Raw genomic sequence first — 15,104 nt, 5'->3', positions numbered from 1 at the left:
CGTCCCGCCAGGCAAAATCGACGGCGTCGGTCGTCGTGAAAAGCATTGAGTCTCCTTGGTGCTCCTCAAATGTGGACACCTGCTCAGATGCGGCGATGGTCATAGCTTCCGGGTCTTGTACCTGTCTGAGTGCCCAATACAAGGTCGAACCTGACCTTGAGGCATCGGAGGGTGTCCGTGGTCGCCCGTACGGTGCGGGTCATGGGTGTCCAGGGGTCGGGTGAAGCGATCGCGAGAATCTTGCGCCGCCCGATACCTATGCATCCGCTCGCGGTCCCGCCGATTCCAGGAACATGGGGCACCTGGCAAGTGCGCCGTGACCGGGCCACCCCGGTCGGCTACGTGAACATGCGTTCTCTCGAGGGCCGACACGTTTTCGATGCCTACGCACACTGCCGCGACGACAACGGTGGTCGCCCCTGGTTACGCACCTTCGACACCCTCAACTCCGCCGTCGCCTGGATGATCCAGCACGAGGGGAAGATCCGAGAGTTCAACGACCGGCACGATGACGAGCCGGAGGAGTGGCCGGCCTAAACGCGGCCGAACTCGTTGGGGAGAAGTCGGCCGGTGAATTGGCTCGGCACGATGCCGCTCGACCGTGGTCCGCGTACGGTTTCGATAGCGGCTGGTTCCTCCAATCGGTCGCACCAGCCCTCGGGCGTCGGGACCGTCCCAGATTCGGATTTTGACCCACCCGGGGGCTTCTCCATGCCCGCCCATCGGCGGCGCCTTGCGCGTCCTCGGGACGGACATTCAGAGCAGGCCGGCCCGCCGGCAGGTCGCTGCGCTGCCCAGTGGCGAAGTGGTGCTGCCCTGTCTGGCCCTGCGGGCCGTCGTTGTTTTGCCGGAAGCCTGCGGCAGCGTACGTCCGTCCGGGCTGCGCGCAAGCCGCTTCGCGGCCGGTCCTCCGACAACTTCGGCCCGCGGCAGCTGCGCTCCCTTGTTTCATGCCGAACTTCTCTCCTCCCCGCCCCTTCCGTGGTTGCACTCCACCCTGCCGTCCTTCTCGACACTTCGTGCCTTCAGGCATAAAAACGAAAGGGAGAGGAAGAGCACATGACCACCACCACCCGCACCAAGAAGACCACCGCCCGCAAGCCCGCCAAGTCGATCGAGGAGAAGAAAGCGCACGCAGAAGCCCTCCACGAGTCGATCACACACCAGGTCGAGCAGCTGCGTGATTCCGAGCGGTGGACCGCGTTTCTCGACTTCGCGCAGGCGTTCCACGCGTACTCGATCAACAACCTTTTGTTGATCCTCAGCCAGCGAGAAGACGCCTCCCGCGTCGCCGGGTTCCGCACCTGGCAGGGCCTTAATCGTCAGGTTCGTAAGGGGGAGAAGGGCATCCGCATTTTTCGGGTACTCGACCAAGAAGGTGACCGAGGAAAACGAAAACGGCGACGAGGTCGAAAAGAAGATCGCGCGGTTCCCGATCCTGTCGGTGTTCGATATCGGCCAGACGGAACTGATGGACCCCGAGCAGGGCGACCCCGGTACCATCACCGCCCAGCCCACCGGCGCCGACGACCACGGCATCGCGGACGCCCTCAGCGCCTACCTCACCGAGGGAGGCTGGACCGTCGAGCGTTCCAGTCTCCCCGGCACCATGAACGGCGTGACGCGCCCCGAGACGATGACCGTCGTCATTGACAAGGACCTCTCGCCCGAGCAGGCCGCGAAAACGACCATTCACGAGCTCGCGCACGTGCTCTTGGAGCACACCGAGGACATGGCTGAATACGCCGAACACCGCGGGCTCATGAAGACCGAGGCAGAGAGCGTCGCCTACGTCGTCGCCGGGCTCGTCGGTTTCGACACCAGCGCGTACAGCGTCGGCTACATCGCCGGGTGGGCAGACGGGTATACCGACCTGATCAAATCCACGGCCGCGCAGGTGCTGCGCACCGCGCACCGGGTCGCCGGAATCTTACGCCCAAGGACGAGGCCACCGACGACGCCGAAGACGTCGCCTAAGCCACCAGCACAGGGAGGGCGGCCGTACCGCCCCTCCCACCCCGAGAAGGGAACGAACCATGATCCTCACCTACAGCCGCCCCGACACCCTCGGCCAGGACCTCGACCCCGAAGCGCTCACCCTCGACCTCAGCAGCACCGGAACCACGTGCAGCGGGTCGACGTACGACGTCGACGGGTTCTCGTGGAGCTGCACCCGCGCCCCGCACCCCGGCGACGACCGGCACCAGGGCGCACGCGCCCTCCCCTGCCAGGACGCGCCCGTCGTCGGGCTCGAATGGGAGTACCAATACAGCCTCGGCAAGGACACCGGGGGAGACCTCGACGAAGCCGCCCCCGTGCACAGCATCACCGTCACGGTGTCATTCCCCGACCGGGCGGGCGGCGTTGACCTCGAGAAGATCCGGTGCGCGGTCCTTGACCTGTTCTGGGAAGGTGACGCCGACGACGTGCAGCTCGTCGCCTCCACCGCCCACACCCGCGAAGCGGTGGCCGAGCTAGTTGACCTTGCCCAGCGTGGACAAGAGGACTTCAAGCACCAAGCCGGATACGGCGACTACACGGCGGCCGACGTCGACGCGGCCCGCACCCGCTGGCACGCCGTACAGCAGCTCACCGCCGAGGTGACCCGCCACATTCCCCAGAGCTGACAGGACCGCCCCGGCCGCCCGGCCGGGGCGAGGGGCCAGCCCCTCGCGCACCCCGGGACGAACGGGGGTCGGCGAAAACGATGGTTTGCGGATGCCGTTAGTGGTGCGACACGATCTCCGTCGTGCTCGACACGAGGTGACCGGCGGGGAAGACCTGCTTTCGTAGCCCGTCCTCTTCAAAGACGTGTGCGGCTCCTGGGAACGCTTCGAAGGGAAGCGGATTGAGCGCATTGGGATTGTGGAAGACGGTAAAGCCGTCGATCCAGTCCTCCTCGTAGCCGAGAGTAACCATCTGCGAGAAGGCTTCCTCAACACCCGTGTTCTCTTCCGAGAAGCGTCGTCCCTCGTGCTTCACGGCCACACGCGGATCACCCATGCCGGCCGCGACTCCCATGCGGTTGAACTTGGTCAGCGTTCCAGCCGCGTTGAATGCGACAGCGCTGACGTGCTCCGATTCGGGCAGCTTGAAGAAGCCCGAAGGGAACTCCTTCGTACCCCACTTGATCTGAGCAACCGGCACTTCGACCCGTTGCATCTTGCCCTCGATCTCCACGTCTTCGATGCGCACACCGTAGAGGTACTCGTAGAGGGCCGATTGGCTCCAAGTCATAGAGAGGGGATAGTGGAAGTCCTGGATCGCGATGACGAACGGGATAGTCAGATCCAAGCCTTCGCGGGTCCAGTACCCCTTCTTGTTCAGCTTCTCCCACAGCCGACCCGAGAACCGAGTCGGCAGGTAGTTGTGCACGTACTCGAAGATGTCTTCCTCGGTCGTGGGGAGCGGCACCACCTGATTGGCAGGCGGAGGGTTCGAGGTGGTTGCTTCCACATAGAAGTCGCCAACGATGCCTCGTGCCAAGAAGTCAGGCGCAGGCTTGGGCTGCTCTACCCGGTGGCCCGCCTCTCTCAGCACGGCCCATAAATAGAGTTCCCAGACCCGCGCATCGAAGCCGGTCGTCTGAAACTGCTCGATGTAGGAGCCATCCTGGTTCTCGTACCAGCGCATAGCGACCTCGATCAGCCGCTTTGCTGCGATGGCACTCAGGCTGTCACGAAGGTACTTGAAACGTTCGTGCAGCTTGTTCTCCTTCGCCACCTTCGCGAAGAAGTCCACCAAAGGCTTCTGGTCGCCCTGTGCTCGCTCGTTGTCGTAGTCGTTGTGAACACGAGCCATGCTCACCGCAGTCCGCTCTACGGCCTCGCGAATGCTCGCGTGGTCTTGGATGATGTCCACGCCGCGATACCGCCCAGCGAGGTCCGGGGCCAAGACGGCGCTGTGTAGGTCCTTGTCGGTGAGGTCCAGGAAGATCGTCCCGAAGACCCGTGCGGGCTCGATCTCCAGCCACTCAACCTCTTTGATCGGCGGTAACCATCCTGGTCCGCGCGCCCAAACCACATGAGCTCTGAACCGCTGCTCGGACACGGCTCGAATCTCGACGGACTCCACTTCTTCGTTCCCCACCGGGTACCCCCTTGTTGGTCATCTCAGGCTAGGGGCAGGTTGGATCATCTGTCGGTCATGGCTCGCACTTCGTCCGGTGCTGTTCCAAAACGATCGTTTCTGCCGTGTCCTGACGGCCTCGCGGAGAGCCCTGTGTGGAGTTGATCGCTTGATGGCGGTGGTCTTTGATCGCTGAGTGTCGGAGTCCGCGCACGGTAACCAACCCTTTCCGTCCGTATCGAGCCGAAGTTGAAAAGGGGCCCACCCAAGTCGTGGGCCTCAGGGAATGGCGTATTCGGCAAAAGCCTCCGCTCAACTTCTGGCCTCAGCACTTTCATCTCTCTCGATTCGAAGGCGTAGTCCGGCAGGGAACGATCATGCAATATGCGGGCGAGGTCAGCCTTCGAAAGTCCGGGGCGACGTGACTCGATAACCCTGCGCGCAGTGAACTCATCCACTTCGCGGGTCAACCAGGTGAGCCACATGCGGTCAACAAACAAGCCCCAGAGCTGTGGGTCGTCGTCGTGGCGTAGGGCTTTGTATTTCGCCCAGGTTGAGAACGACTGCCACGCCGTGTAGAAAGCTTCGGCTGTCTCGAGGCCGGTTCGGGAGACGTCGTTCAGCATGCCCAGGCCCGTTTGAATCGACTTACCTCGCTCGGCGATCCTGCCCTGAGATTCAACCCAGGCGGTCACCTGCTCCGGCGGTTCGGTTCGTTCGAGAAGTGCTTGCCAGTGCTGCGCGATGAGCGCTCGGAGCGGGTCGAGGGGCGTTGTCTCAGGATCTGAAGGCAGCTGCTCCAGAACTGGCAGTCCTGCGACTTGTTGAGTGTCGCGTAGATCTCCCAACGGGAACCGGTACCCCCATTGCCGGAAGTACTGAACCTCACCTAGGCCTCGCAGAAGTCTTTCGCATGCCGAGGTGACCGAACTGACGATCTCCATCAGGGTCACCTCAACCTTGAGTAATGCATCAGGTTCCTGACCGTTCTCCTTCTCGTGCAGGAGGGTCATCTGGACTTGCTCGGCCTGCCGCTCGAAGGCCCAGATGAATTCGCCGGGCTCATCGGCCCATTCCGCCGTTGCAGAAGAAGCGCCGCGCAAAAGTGACCGGACGGCAGCCAGCAGGGCGGGCAACGTGTCCATCAAGTAAGAAGCGGTGATGCTCGCGGTGAGATCGTGAAGGCGAAGGTCAGCCGTGAACCACCCCTGGCCAGAAATACGAAAAACGATGAGTAGGGAATTCGAGGGCGAGTCAGTGTCCGCCATGTCGTTGGTCATCGGTTTGCACTTGACGAGCGTTGGGTGCGCTGTCCAACCGGCGTGCAGGGTCCGGCGTGAGGTGACGCGGCTGGCGCCGCATCGATACCGTAACCAACTGCGATGCCTACCGGTAGCTTCCAACCGACAAAAGTCGTTCTGAGGAGTCCGTTGGAGCACGTAAGCCGGACGAGGACCCTTCGGCCGGAGAGTCAGCCTGGGACAGCGCAGAGCGCCGCGACGCGCACGCGGAGCAGATGGCAGCTCAGGGCATCGAGCCCGACGCCGTTCAGGCTCAGTACGGTGCGGACGTGTCCAACGCCAAGCACCCACGACGAGCCGTCACGCCAGGACGGGCACCAGCAAAAGCCCGGAAGGCGTCGACGCAATCCGTCGGCGCGCAGCGGGAGCGTGGAAAGCGCGGCCGTTGAGCACCGACTACGAAGGAGATTGGGACCTGATACTCGCGGCTCTGGCCGAGGACCTTGTGCGCAAGGCGAATCATAAGTGGTCTTTTTTTAAGCGCCGAATCGTGTGGGTCGTGCCGGTCAGTTACCGGCATGAGTCTGATGACCCATATGAGACCTTCAACGTCGTGGTGCAGGTCTCACGGAAGCATGTCGCAGTCGTCTGGCCCTATGGGGCCGACTCCGGCCTATGGCGAGTGAACCCCAACGGGCAGAGTGCTGCGTCGTCACAGACGAAGTCTCAAAAGAGTCGTATCCGCCAAGAGATTGAAGGATCTTTCGCCCTGGTGGCTCAACGGCTGTCTGCGACCGCATAGCTAGACGAACGCAACAACGCCGCCCCAAAGGGCGGCGTTGTTGCGTGGTGCCTCGGCGACGCCGGGAGAGCCGATCCTGGCACACCTCCGGCGTGCTGTTGCTCCGCTGTCCCGGTCCGGCGAGGAGTGGGTCTTCTGAGTCGGGGACGTTGCGGACGTCCAGGTACAGGGCTGGCGGCGGCGCGTACGGAAGGAGATCTCCAGCTGGAGCGGGCGGGTTGTCGCGTTGACCGCCGCGGGCGTGCCGCCGACTCTGGAAGAGCCGGCAGCGCACCCACTGCCTGGCAGATTGGCTCTCTAAACCAGCAGCTCGACGGAAACCATTTCTGCCACCTTTCCGGCGATCACCTCGAAGGAATCTTCTGACGTGTCGAATCCATGGCGGGATCCCAGGAGAGGGCTAACGGCCCTCAACTCCTCGTAGGTCGTGCCGTGGACGACGGGGATGAGAAGATCGCGCGCGAGCAAGGCCGACAGCTCCTTGTCGGAGACGCCACCGTTCTCGATGCGCTTTAAGAACGCAGGCGTCACGAGAACGAGGCCCGTCCGAGACTTGGCCAGCCCCTTGTCGATTTCCCGCATGAATGGCTGACCCAGAATGATGTCTCGCTCGCTGAACCAGACGGACACATCTTTGTTTTCAAGAAGGTCATTGAGCTCGGTAGCGGCGCCCCGGCGGTCGTCCCAAGCGTGGCAGAGGAAGACGTCTCGGATGACGGAATCCTGACCAGCGCGCATCTCGATCTGGCGGCGGTAGGGCGTGAGTGCTTTTACCTGGTCGGGCGTATAACTCAGGGTCGACGTGGAAGGCGACCACGACGGCCTCGCGGCGCGGGCGCCTGCGCCACCGCTGGCGGCAGGCCTACTCGAGCCCGACGAGGAACTCCGGTAGGCAGGCTGCTGGTAGAAGGAGCGAGAGGGGTACCCGTAGCCGCCTCCACCATGAACGGGGCAGTTCGCGCGCCCGCTTGCCGTGTGATGCCCTCGACGGGGAGCCGTGCACCCGCTCATGAGTAGATCCTCAGCTGGTGAAGAGGACGCATGCGTGCATTCATTCTGTATTTCCTTGCCTATTGGTGGAGGTGGCGGGTGGGTCTTTTGCAGAGACAGCCAGCTCTCGGATGGAAGCGACAGGTAGTCACCTATTGCAGCCCGATACTACATTTAGGGGCCGACATCGGAAGGCATAACTAGATGTGGTGTTACACCGGTGTAGTTATCCACATACCCTTACACAGGTTATGAACAGCCCCAGGGCGTGTTGCCGGGTGGAAGCGTGAGTTATGCACACCCTGTCTGCGTTCCGAAATTTCAGACCGGTCTGTGCATCGTGGGTCCGCAAACGTACATTCGGCCGCGGCGGGCGTCACCGCCAGCGCCTATGGATTTGAGGCCGAGGGTCGTCTATCGTGAAAAGCGCCTCCGTTGGTGTGCATCGAAGGGTTTTGCAGAGACATTCGGTGCGCTTGAAGCACGTAAAGCCCCTATGCGTAGGGGCTTTATGGCTTTTCGGCCGGTGGCTCTAACGGCCGCCAACGATCGATGAGCCTTTCAGGCGAGAAAGTTACAGGTCCGGTGTCAGCTCGATTTTCGTGGGCCCAAATCACGAACGTTCTCCCGCTTGGAACAGAGGGGCGTCACTGAAGTGGGGACGCCTTGCCGATCCTTTAGATCAGCGTGTGGAAGACATCGAAGACAAGAAATCCGACAGTCCCGATTGATCGGACGAGCCCAGGCCTACAGCACGGCTGCCGCATCTTTGGGAGATCGACATTGTGAGCGGCGATCATCCCAAGGGCCTTCGCCATATGCTCCCGAATAGCGGCAAATGCCGCGCCATCCAGTCAAAAGTTTCAAGTACGGCGAGACGAGTCTCACTTACCTTGAGAAACGACAGCCAGCCCCGACGAAGAGTGGAGCGAGTGACGGGAATCGAACCCGCGCTACCAGCTTGGGAAGCTGGAGTTCTACCATTGAACTACACTCGCGAACCGCGCCCGAGGGCGCAGTCAGACCAGCATACCGAACCGCTACGACACCACCGACACGATGCGCACGTCGACGGAGGCGGCGGGCAGCGCCTCCAGCGCCAGCCGGTCGATGAGGGCCGCGGCGACGGTCCGGGCGACGACGGGCCCCGGGTGCTCGCCGTCCACGACGACGTCGAGCTCGACGAGCGTCTCCGTCTTCGAGACGACGATGTCGACGTCGGGGAGGCTCGGCATTCCGGCCCCGGTGGTCACGGCGACCGCGAGGCCACCCATGACGCGGCGGGCGAGTCTGGCGACTCCGGGGCGCGGCTGCACGCGCAGCACGCCGGGCACGGACGCCGCCAGGTCGCCGAGACCGTCGGCGAGGTGGCGGAGCCCCGCGGCGTCGAGCGAGCCGATGCGCTCGAGGCGCTCTTCCGGATCCTGCAGGGTCATGACGCCCCTCCCTCGGTCTCGAAGAGGTGGATGTCGCCGACGACGATGTCGACGGCCTCGACGACGAGCTCCGTCTGCTCGAGGAGCCGCCGCGTCACCGCCTCGCGCACCTCGTCGGCCATCGCCGGCACGAACTCGCCGCGGAGGGCGCTGATCGTCACCTCGACGCGCACGGTCGAGCCGGGCTGCTCCACGTCGCCGGTCAGCGCGCACGAGATGACGACGGAGCCGGGCACCGAGTCGCCGGCCTCGCGGATCAGCCCGCGCACGGCACCCTCGGTCATGTGCAGCCGGTAGCGCAGGTCGCCGGACCCCAGGGGGATGTCCCGGCCGGACCGGGCCTCCTGCCGGACCCTGTCCATCACACCGCTCAGCCAGCCCGGGTCGGGAGCGGGAATCGCGGCAGCTTCGTCGGACACGAGCTGCCCCGACAGCACCCGCAGGCGCTCCAGGGTCGCGAGCTGGCTGGACACCTCGGGGTCGTCCTCGATCCGCGGATCGTAGGGGGAGCGGCCTCGGTCGAGGTAGTCGGAGAGGCGCTCGAGCGTCACGCTCTGGTCGCTCATCGCCAGGCCTCCATCTCTCTGGTCAGGGTTTCTCGGGCCCGGGCGAGTTGCCCGCGGGCCGCGGTGGTCGTGATGCCGAGGTTCTCGGCGATGCGGGCGTACGACTCCCCGCCGATCTCGCGCAGGATCCAGGCCTGCCGCTGCATCACCGGCAACCGGTCGAGCGCGGCCCGCAGCCCGACCATCGCGTCGGAGGTGCCCGCGAGGCGCGCCGGGTCGTCGACGTCGGAGACGGGGAGCACCGCGGCGACCGCCTCGTCGTCGATGTCGGACGACGGCTTGCGCGAGCGGATCAGGTCGAACGCCTTCCGGGAGACGATGCGCATCATCCAGCCGCGCACCGCATCCGGCGTGGTGAGGGTCGGCAGCTCGCGCCAGATGGCGATCGACGCCTCCTGCACGGCGTCGTAGGCGTCGGCCCGCGACGACGTCAGGCGCGTCGCGTACGCCGTCATGAGCGACAGGTGCCGGCGCAGCAGGACCTCGAACGCGTACTCGTCGCCGTCCGCCGCCCGTCTCGCGAGCAGGCCGTCGGACGCCGTGTCGAGCCGCGAAGGAGCGGGGCCGGGGGCCGCTTCGTCTTCGAGGGGTCGTTCCGTGACGTTCACGACTCCGATTGAACCCTGTTCCGCAGGATTTCGCGTGCCCCCCAAAATAGTTTCCCGAACCGCGTGACGTTTCGGCGACTCGATCCGTCCCATCCCCAGAGCGCGCCGAGCATCCGGCGTCTCGACCCCGCAGCACGAGAAGGAGCAGCCCATGGCCGACAGCAAGAGCACCCCGAAGCCGGCCTCGGCCGGCCGCGTCGACAAGGTCGTGACACCCGTCACCACCGTGACGACGCCCACGACCGCCGCCGCTCCCGGCAAGACCGTCATCGCCGACAGCGTCGTCTCCAAGGTCGCCGGCATTGCTGCCCGCGAGGTCCCCGGCGTCTACGCCCTCGGTGGCGGAGCCGCTCGCGCGTTCGGCGCGATCCGCGACGTGATCGGCAACACCGACCTCACCCAGGGCGTCCGCGTCGAGGTGGGCGAGACCCAGGTCGCCGCCGACGTCACCATCGTCGTCGAGTACCCGACCCCGATGCACGCCGTCGCCGAGCAGGTCCGCACGGCCGTCTCGCAGGCCATCACGCAGCTCGTGGGCATGGAGGTCGCCGAGGTCAACGTCGCCATCAACGACGTCCACATCCCCGGCGAGGACGACAGCGACGAGGCCGTCACCGAGAGCCGCGTCCAGTGACCGCCACCACGACCGGCATCGCCGTCGGCGCCGTCCTCGGCGTCGTCGCGGTGGCCTTCGGCTTCTGGGCCTTCATCCTCGTCGCCGTCTTCATCGCCCTCGGCGCCCTCGTGGGGCGCATCGCCTCCGGCAAGCTCGACGTCGCCAGCCTGACCGACGTCCTCCGCGGACGGCGCTCCTCCTCGTGACCACCGCCGCCACGACCGGCCCCGTCATCCCCGGTCACGTCAGCATCGCCCCGCGGGTCCTCCAGAAGGTCGGCGGGGCGGTCGTGGCGGAGACCCTCGTCGTCGAGCGCCGCGACGTGCGCGTCGAGGCCCGTGACGACGACGGCCGCCTCGCCCTCAGCGTCGAGACGCCGCTCAGCATCCCCGCGTTGACCGCCGACGTCGTCGTCCCCGCGGGCGGCGTCCTCGGAACCGTCCGCTCCCTCCAGGAGACCGTGACCACCCGCGTCACCGAGATCACCGGCCGCGCCGTCTCGCGCGTCGACGTGACCGTGACCGGCAGCCGCCTCGAGAAGACAGGCCCCGTGCGATGACCACCACAGCCCCCGCGGGTGACAGCCGGCAGGATCCCCGGCCCGGCGCCGCGACCTCGCCCGTCCCCGCCTCGGCCTACCGCCGCATCCTGCGCCGCGAGACGCACTCGTCGCGCTCGGGCGCGACGATCGTCGTCCTCGTCCTGCTCGCGCTCGTCGCCGCCTACCTCGGCGTCGAAGCCGTCTACGCCGGGCTCGGGCTCAAGCCCCTGCTCTTCTCGCCGACCGACGTCCTCGCGACGCTCGTCTCCGCGTCGACCTCGCAGGCCGGGATCGTGATCGGAGCGGGCGTCGTCGCGGCACTGCTCGGCATCGTCCTCATCGTGATCGCGCTGGCCCCCGGCCGTCGTGGACGCCACACGATCGACGACCCCCGGGTCGCCGTCGTCGTCGACGACCAGGTGATCGCCGCCTCGCTCAGCCGGCGCGCCCGCCTCGCGGGAGGCCTCGCCTCCGGCCAGGTCAGCGCCTGGGTCTCGCGCCGCAGCGCTCAGGTCACGATCACCCCCGCATCCGGCGCCTCCACCGACGAGAGCGCCGTGCTCGAAGCGGCGCGCGACGACCTCGACACGATCGGGTACCGTCCCGCTGTGACGCCGCAGGTGCGCGTCAGCAACTCCGGAAGGCTCGGCGCATGACCACCTCGAACCGCTTCCTCAACCGCCTCTTCCTGCTCGTCGCCGGGCTGATCACGCTGCTCGTCGGCGCCGGCCTGGTCGTCGCGGCACTGCCCGGCACGGCGGTCGTCCGCGACGCCGTGAAGAACGCCCGCGACGCGCAGGCGACCGCTCTGAAGAACACGCCCCTCGCCGTGGGCGGCGTCACCTCCAGCTGGCTCGTCTGGGCGCTGGCCGTCCTCTGCCTCGTCGTCGTGATCGTCGCGATCGCTGCCGCCGCCACCCGCGGACGCGGCCGGATCGACCGCGTCCTCGAGGCCGACGAGCCCGCCGGCCGCATCGTCGTGTCGTCCCGCTTCGCCGAGACCGCCCTCGTCGACGCGCTCTCCGCGCGCCGCGACGTCGCGTCGGTCAGCGTCGCCGCCTACCGGTTCAAGCGCGCGCCCGCCCTCAAGGTGCGGCTGCGCATCACCGCAGGATCCTCGCCCCAGCCGGCCGTCGAAGCCGCCTCGGGCGTCGTCCGCGGTCTCGATCGGCTGCTTGGGGAGGAGCGGCCGCTGCCCGTCTTGATCGAGGTCGTGGGTGCGTCGCCGGTGCGTCCCGGAGCGGACTCCCGCGTCTCCTGACCGGTTCTCCGTCGACCGGATCGATGAACGCCCCCGCTGTGATCGCGGGGGCGTTCGTCGTCTGCTGCTCGTCGCAGAGCTCTACGGAGTGAGGAGCAGCTTGCCGATGTGGTCGCCGCCCTCCATCCGGCGGTGGGCGTCGGCGGCGTCGGCCAGGGGGAACACGCGGTCGATGATCGGCCTCACCGATCCCGCGGCGATGAGCGGCCAGACGTGCTCGCGCACGCCGGCGATGATCGCGACCTTCTCGGCGAGGGGGCGGGCCCGGAGCGTCGTCGCCCAGATCCGACCCCGCTTGCCCATCAGCGCGCCGAGCTGGAACGTGCTCGCCGAGCCGCTTTGGTTCGCGATCACCGCGATGGTGCCCGCCGTGGCGAGGGCGTCGATGTTGCGGGCCAGGTAGTCGCCGCCGACGAGGTCGAGGATCACGTCGACGCCGCGACCGTCGGTCGCCGCCTTCGCCGCGGCGACGAAGTCGTCCTCGCGGTAGTTGACGCCGATCGCGCCGAGGCTCTCGCAGAAGGCCACCTTCTCGGCGGAGCCGGCCGTCGCGACGACGCGGGCTCCGACGGCGATGCCGAGCTGGATGGCCATCGTGCCGATGCCGCTCGTGCCGCCGTGGACGAGCAGCGTCTGCCCCTCGCGGAGGCCGCCGTTCTCGAAGACGTTCGACCACACGGTCGCGGCGACCTCGGGGAGGCCCGCGGCGTCGACCAGTGTCGTCATTGCAGGTTGGGGGAGGACCAGCCCGGCGTCGACCGCGACGCGTTCCGCGTAGCCGCCGCCGCCGAGCAGCGCGCAGACGCGGTCGCCGATCGCCCAGCCTGAGTTGTCGGACGCGGGTGCGTCAGCGGGGGAGGAGCCCGCCCGGCCTGAGTTGTCGGCTGCGTCCGCGGGCGCGGCAGCAGCAGCGGCAGCCACCAGCGCCGAACCGAGGCCCACGATCGTGCCGGACACCTCCATGCCCGGCCCCGCCGGCGATCCGGGGGGCGACGGGTAGCTGCCCTGCCGCTGGCCGATGTCGGCCCGGTTCACACCCGCCGCCGCGATCTCGATGAGGACGTCGTTCGGGCCCACGACGGGCTCCGCGATGTCGGCGAGGACGAGGGCCTCGGGGCCGCCGGGCTGGGGGATGGTGATTGCGCGCATCCCTCGATAGTGCACCCGCCGCCGGTGACGGCCCCAGCGTGCGGCGCGCCCGGCCGCCCCCGCGCGCTGGCCGCGGGCGCCGGTCGGTGCCAGGATGCTCGGGTGAGCACCGACATCGAAGAAGCCATCTGGGACCGCGCCGAGCTGCGAGCGGGCGGCGACGCCCCGGAGGCGGGCGACCAGGCCCTCTCCGCGCTCCTGCGGGTGCACGCCGAGGTGTCCAGCAGCGGCTTCGAGGACGCCCTCAAGACCCTCACGCGCAGCGACCTCGAGGAGGGCGCGGAGGGCTTCGAGTTCTTCGGCGCGCTCGCCGTCCGCGATCTCGTCCTGGAGGCGAGCGACCTGGACGTGGTGCCCGACGATGAAGACGACGACGCGCCCACGGCCGACGAGGTCGACGAACGCCTGGACGCCCTCGACGACCGCTACGCCGAGCTCGTCCCGTCGGAGTCGGCGCTCACGGCGCTCGTCGCCACGCGCTACCGCGACCACCCCGACGACTTCGCGCCCGTCGGCTGATCCCCACCGGCTGACCCCGCCCGCGCGGCCGACCTCCCGCCCGAGGTCACTAGGCTGGCGGCGTGCTGCTCTCCGACCGCGACATCAAGGCCGAACTCGAGCTCGGCCGCATCGGGCTCGACCCGTACGACCCGAGCCTCATCCAGCCGTCGAGCATCGACGTCCGGCTCGACCGGTTCTTCCGCCTGTTCGACAACCACAAGTACCCGTTCATCGACCCCGCCGAAGACCAGCCCGAGCTGACGCACCTCGTCGAGTCCAGGCCCGATGAGCCGTTCATCCTGCACCCCGGCGAGTTCGTGCTCGGCTCGACCTACGAGCTCGTCAGCCTCCCGGACGACATCGCCGCCCGCCTCGAGGGCAAGAGCTCGCTCGGGCGCCTGGGTCTCCTCACGCACTCGACGGCCGGATTCATCGACCCCGGCTTCTCCGGCCACGTCACCCTCGAGCTGAGCAACGTCGCGACGCTTCCGATCAAGCTCTGGCCGGGCATGAAGATCGGGCAGCTCTGCTACTTCCGGCTCTCGTCGCCGGCCGAGAACCCCTACGGATCATCGATCTACGGGTCGCGCTACCAGGGGCAGCGCGGGCCGACGGCGTCGCGCTCGTTCCAGAATTTCGTGCGCACCGACACGGGGGCGGCTCCGTCCTCCGCGCAGGAGGCCCGGGGCTGACCCGCACCGCGGCTCCTGCCGCCACGCCTCTGCCGGCGCCAGGTCGACGCGGTTCTACGCGGGCCAGGCCTGGAGCTGCCACCCGAGCCACGGGCTCCACGCGAACGGCGTCGCCTCGACGGACGCCCGGAGCGCGTCGGGGGCGATCCACGCCCACTCGGCGACCTCGTCGGCCGACGGGTTCGGCTCGCCCACGGCCCGCGCGGTGAACACGGGGCAGATCTCGTTCTCGACGATGCCGGAGGCGTCGACGGCGCGGTAGCGGAAATCCGGCAGGATCGGGGTCACGCCCTCGACCTCCATCCCGAGCTCCTGGAAGGCCCGGCGCGCCACGGCCTCGGCGGGCGTCTCGCCCGGCCCCGGGTGGCCGCAGAACGAGTTCGTCCAGACGCCGGGCCAGGTGGCCTTCGTCAGGGCGCGCCGGGTGACGAGGATGTCGCCCTCGGCGTTCGTGACGTGGCAGCTGAACGCGAGGTGCAGCGGCGTCGTCGCCGTGTGGACGGTCGACTTCGGCGTCGTTCCGACGGGGGTGCCTGCATCGTCGACCAATACCACGAGTTCGACCGTCGAAGTCGTCGCTGCGGGTGTCTCGGGCTGGAGAAGTGCCTCAGGTTCGGGGTTCATTGCGTTGTA

Annotated in this window: 18 protein-coding genes, 1 tRNA gene and 1 pseudogene; 11 read left to right on the top strand and 9 right to left on the bottom strand. The window is 67.3% G+C overall.

Features of this window, described 5'->3' with window-relative positions; translation table 11 throughout:
* Positions 1 to 348 precede the first annotated feature (348 nt).
* From AS850_RS14295 to AS850_RS16855, 4 genes and pseudogenes are all read left to right on the top strand, one after another.
* Positions 349 to 537, top strand: coding sequence for a hypothetical protein (locus tag AS850_RS14295; protein WP_123955536.1), 189 nt, complete (start codon positions 349 to 351; stop codon positions 535 to 537).
* A 522-nt stretch (positions 538 to 1,059) separates the two neighbouring features.
* A complete protein-coding gene (locus AS850_RS17080) occupies positions 1,060 to 1,653 on the top strand; it encodes an ArdC family protein (RefSeq protein WP_442856890.1) in 594 nt (197 codons plus the stop codon).
* A pseudogene (locus AS850_RS17075) lies at positions 1,610 to 1,726 on the top strand (ImmA/IrrE family metallo-endopeptidase); the annotation flags it as partial. The gene AS850_RS17080 and the pseudogene AS850_RS17075, both read left to right, overlap by 44 nt.
* Before the next feature lie 310 nt (positions 1,727 to 2,036).
* Positions 2,037 to 2,627 carry a hypothetical protein gene (locus AS850_RS16855; protein ID WP_236940743.1) on the top strand — a complete coding sequence of 197 codons (591 nt, stop codon included), beginning with the start codon at positions 2,037 to 2,039 and terminating at the stop codon, positions 2,625 to 2,627.
* Between the two features lie 97 nt (positions 2,628 to 2,724).
* Here AS850_RS16855 and AS850_RS14280 read toward each other — a convergent pair whose 3' ends face one another.
* The 7 genes from AS850_RS14280 to AS850_RS14255 form a co-directional block, all read right to left on the bottom strand.
* Complete coding sequence (locus AS850_RS14280; RefSeq protein ID WP_123955534.1) at positions 2,725 to 4,089, bottom strand: hypothetical protein; 1,365 nt, start codon at positions 4,087 to 4,089, stop codon at positions 2,725 to 2,727.
* 44 nt (positions 4,090 to 4,133) lie between these two features.
* Complete coding sequence (locus AS850_RS16330) at positions 4,134 to 5,348, bottom strand: hypothetical protein (protein ID WP_123955533.1); 1,215 nt, start codon at positions 5,346 to 5,348, stop codon at positions 4,134 to 4,136.
* Between the two features lie 1,060 nt (positions 5,349 to 6,408).
* Positions 6,409 to 6,849, bottom strand: a complete 441-nt coding sequence (locus AS850_RS16850; RefSeq protein ID WP_236940742.1) for a toll/interleukin-1 receptor domain-containing protein — start codon at positions 6,847 to 6,849, stop codon at positions 6,409 to 6,411.
* A gap of 1,176 nt (positions 6,850 to 8,025) precedes the next feature.
* Positions 8,026 to 8,099: transfer RNA gene (locus tag AS850_RS14270), tRNA-Gly, on the bottom strand.
* A gap of 42 nt (positions 8,100 to 8,141) precedes the next feature.
* Positions 8,142 to 8,537 carry a hypothetical protein gene (locus tag AS850_RS14265; protein ID WP_119869718.1) on the bottom strand — a complete coding sequence of 132 codons (396 nt, stop codon included), beginning with the start codon at positions 8,535 to 8,537 and terminating at the stop codon, positions 8,142 to 8,144.
* Positions 8,534 to 9,103 (bottom strand): Asp23/Gls24 family envelope stress response protein, encoded by a 570-nt coding sequence (locus AS850_RS14260; RefSeq protein WP_119869717.1) that lies wholly within the window; start codon positions 9,101 to 9,103, stop codon positions 8,534 to 8,536. The genes AS850_RS14265 and AS850_RS14260 overlap by 4 nt, the downstream gene beginning before the upstream one ends.
* Positions 9,100 to 9,711 (bottom strand): RNA polymerase sigma factor, encoded by a 612-nt coding sequence (locus AS850_RS14255; protein WP_236940741.1) that lies wholly within the window; start codon positions 9,709 to 9,711, stop codon positions 9,100 to 9,102. The genes AS850_RS14260 and AS850_RS14255 overlap by 4 nt, the downstream gene beginning before the upstream one ends.
* Before the next feature lie 151 nt (positions 9,712 to 9,862).
* Between AS850_RS14255 and AS850_RS14250 the strand changes: the two genes are divergently transcribed.
* The 5 genes from AS850_RS14250 to AS850_RS14230 are packed head-to-tail and all read left to right on the top strand — an operon-like array spanning position 9,863 to position 12,129.
* Positions 9,863 to 10,345 (top strand): Asp23/Gls24 family envelope stress response protein, encoded by a 483-nt coding sequence (locus AS850_RS14250; protein WP_119869715.1) that lies wholly within the window; start codon positions 9,863 to 9,865, stop codon positions 10,343 to 10,345.
* Positions 10,342 to 10,533: a DUF2273 domain-containing protein gene (locus AS850_RS14245; RefSeq protein WP_119869714.1), complete on the top strand. Its 192-nt coding sequence runs from the start codon at positions 10,342 to 10,344 to the stop codon at positions 10,531 to 10,533. The genes AS850_RS14250 and AS850_RS14245 overlap by 4 nt, the downstream gene beginning before the upstream one ends.
* Positions 10,530 to 10,886, top strand: a complete 357-nt coding sequence (locus AS850_RS14240; RefSeq protein WP_119869713.1) for a hypothetical protein — start codon at positions 10,530 to 10,532, stop codon at positions 10,884 to 10,886. The genes AS850_RS14245 and AS850_RS14240 overlap by 4 nt, the downstream gene beginning before the upstream one ends.
* Positions 10,883 to 11,524 carry a DUF6286 domain-containing protein gene (locus AS850_RS14235; protein ID WP_119869712.1) on the top strand — a complete coding sequence of 214 codons (642 nt, stop codon included), beginning with the start codon at positions 10,883 to 10,885 and terminating at the stop codon, positions 11,522 to 11,524. Before AS850_RS14240 ends, AS850_RS14235 begins: the two co-directional genes overlap by 4 nt.
* The gene (locus tag AS850_RS14230; RefSeq protein WP_119869711.1) at positions 11,521 to 12,129 is read left to right on the top strand and encodes a hypothetical protein; all 609 of its coding nucleotides are present in this window, start codon (positions 11,521 to 11,523) and stop codon (positions 12,127 to 12,129) included. Before AS850_RS14235 ends, AS850_RS14230 begins: the two co-directional genes overlap by 4 nt.
* A gap of 81 nt (positions 12,130 to 12,210) precedes the next feature.
* On the opposite strand, the gene AS850_RS14225 is transcribed toward AS850_RS14230, so the two are convergent.
* The gene (locus tag AS850_RS14225) at positions 12,211 to 13,278 is read right to left on the bottom strand and encodes an NAD(P)H-quinone oxidoreductase (RefSeq protein ID WP_119869710.1); all 1,068 of its coding nucleotides are present in this window, start codon (positions 13,276 to 13,278) and stop codon (positions 12,211 to 12,213) included.
* Positions 13,279 to 13,380: 102 nt separating this feature from the next.
* On the opposite strand from AS850_RS14225, the gene AS850_RS14220 reads away from it, so the two are divergent.
* Positions 13,381 to 13,797: a DMP19 family protein gene (locus tag AS850_RS14220; RefSeq protein WP_164088467.1), complete on the top strand. Its 417-nt coding sequence runs from the start codon at positions 13,381 to 13,383 to the stop codon at positions 13,795 to 13,797.
* A 62-nt stretch (positions 13,798 to 13,859) separates the two neighbouring features.
* The gene (gene dcd, locus AS850_RS14215; protein WP_119869708.1) at positions 13,860 to 14,471 is read left to right on the top strand and encodes a dCTP deaminase; all 612 of its coding nucleotides are present in this window, start codon (positions 13,860 to 13,862) and stop codon (positions 14,469 to 14,471) included.
* 54 nt (positions 14,472 to 14,525) lie between these two features.
* On the opposite strand, the gene idi is transcribed toward dcd, so the two are convergent.
* Positions 14,526 to 15,095: an isopentenyl-diphosphate Delta-isomerase gene (gene idi / locus AS850_RS14210; protein WP_119869707.1), complete on the bottom strand. Its 570-nt coding sequence runs from the start codon at positions 15,093 to 15,095 to the stop codon at positions 14,526 to 14,528.
* Between the last annotated feature and the right edge of the window lie 9 nt (positions 15,096 to 15,104).

The sequence above is a fragment of the Frondihabitans sp. 762G35 genome, from assembly GCF_002074055.1.
Taxonomy (GTDB): domain Bacteria; phylum Actinomycetota; class Actinomycetes; order Actinomycetales; family Microbacteriaceae; genus Frondihabitans.
This window is presented reverse-complemented; position numbering and strand designations above follow the sequence as displayed.

Coding starts and splice junctions, on each gene's coding strand:
- AS850_RS14295 (WP_123955536.1), top strand. CDS start 349: ATGCGTTCTCTCGAGGGCCGACACGTTTTCGATGCCTACGCACACTGC.
- AS850_RS17080 (WP_442856890.1), top strand. CDS start 1,060: ATGACCACCACCACCCGCACCAAGAAGACCACCGCCCGCAAGCCCGCC.
- AS850_RS16855 (WP_236940743.1), top strand. CDS start 2,037: ATGATCCTCACCTACAGCCGCCCCGACACCCTCGGCCAGGACCTCGAC.
- AS850_RS16330 (WP_123955533.1), bottom strand. CDS start 5,348: ATGACCAACGACATGGCGGACACTGACTCGCCCTCGAATTCCCTACTC.
- AS850_RS16850 (WP_236940742.1), bottom strand. CDS start 6,849: ATGCGCGCTGGTCAGGATTCCGTCATCCGAGACGTCTTCCTCTGCCAC.
- AS850_RS14265 (WP_119869718.1), bottom strand. CDS start 8,537: ATGACCCTGCAGGATCCGGAAGAGCGCCTCGAGCGCATCGGCTCGCTC.
- AS850_RS14260 (WP_119869717.1), bottom strand. CDS start 9,103: ATGAGCGACCAGAGCGTGACGCTCGAGCGCCTCTCCGACTACCTCGAC.
- AS850_RS14250 (WP_119869715.1), top strand. CDS start 9,863: ATGGCCGACAGCAAGAGCACCCCGAAGCCGGCCTCGGCCGGCCGCGTC.
- AS850_RS14235 (WP_119869712.1), top strand. CDS start 10,883: ATGACCACCACAGCCCCCGCGGGTGACAGCCGGCAGGATCCCCGGCCC.
- AS850_RS14230 (WP_119869711.1), top strand. CDS start 11,521: ATGACCACCTCGAACCGCTTCCTCAACCGCCTCTTCCTGCTCGTCGCC.
- AS850_RS14225 (WP_119869710.1), bottom strand. CDS start 13,278: ATGCGCGCAATCACCATCCCCCAGCCCGGCGGCCCCGAGGCCCTCGTC.
- idi (WP_119869707.1), bottom strand. CDS start 15,095: ATGAACCCCGAACCTGAGGCACTTCTCCAGCCCGAGACACCCGCAGCG.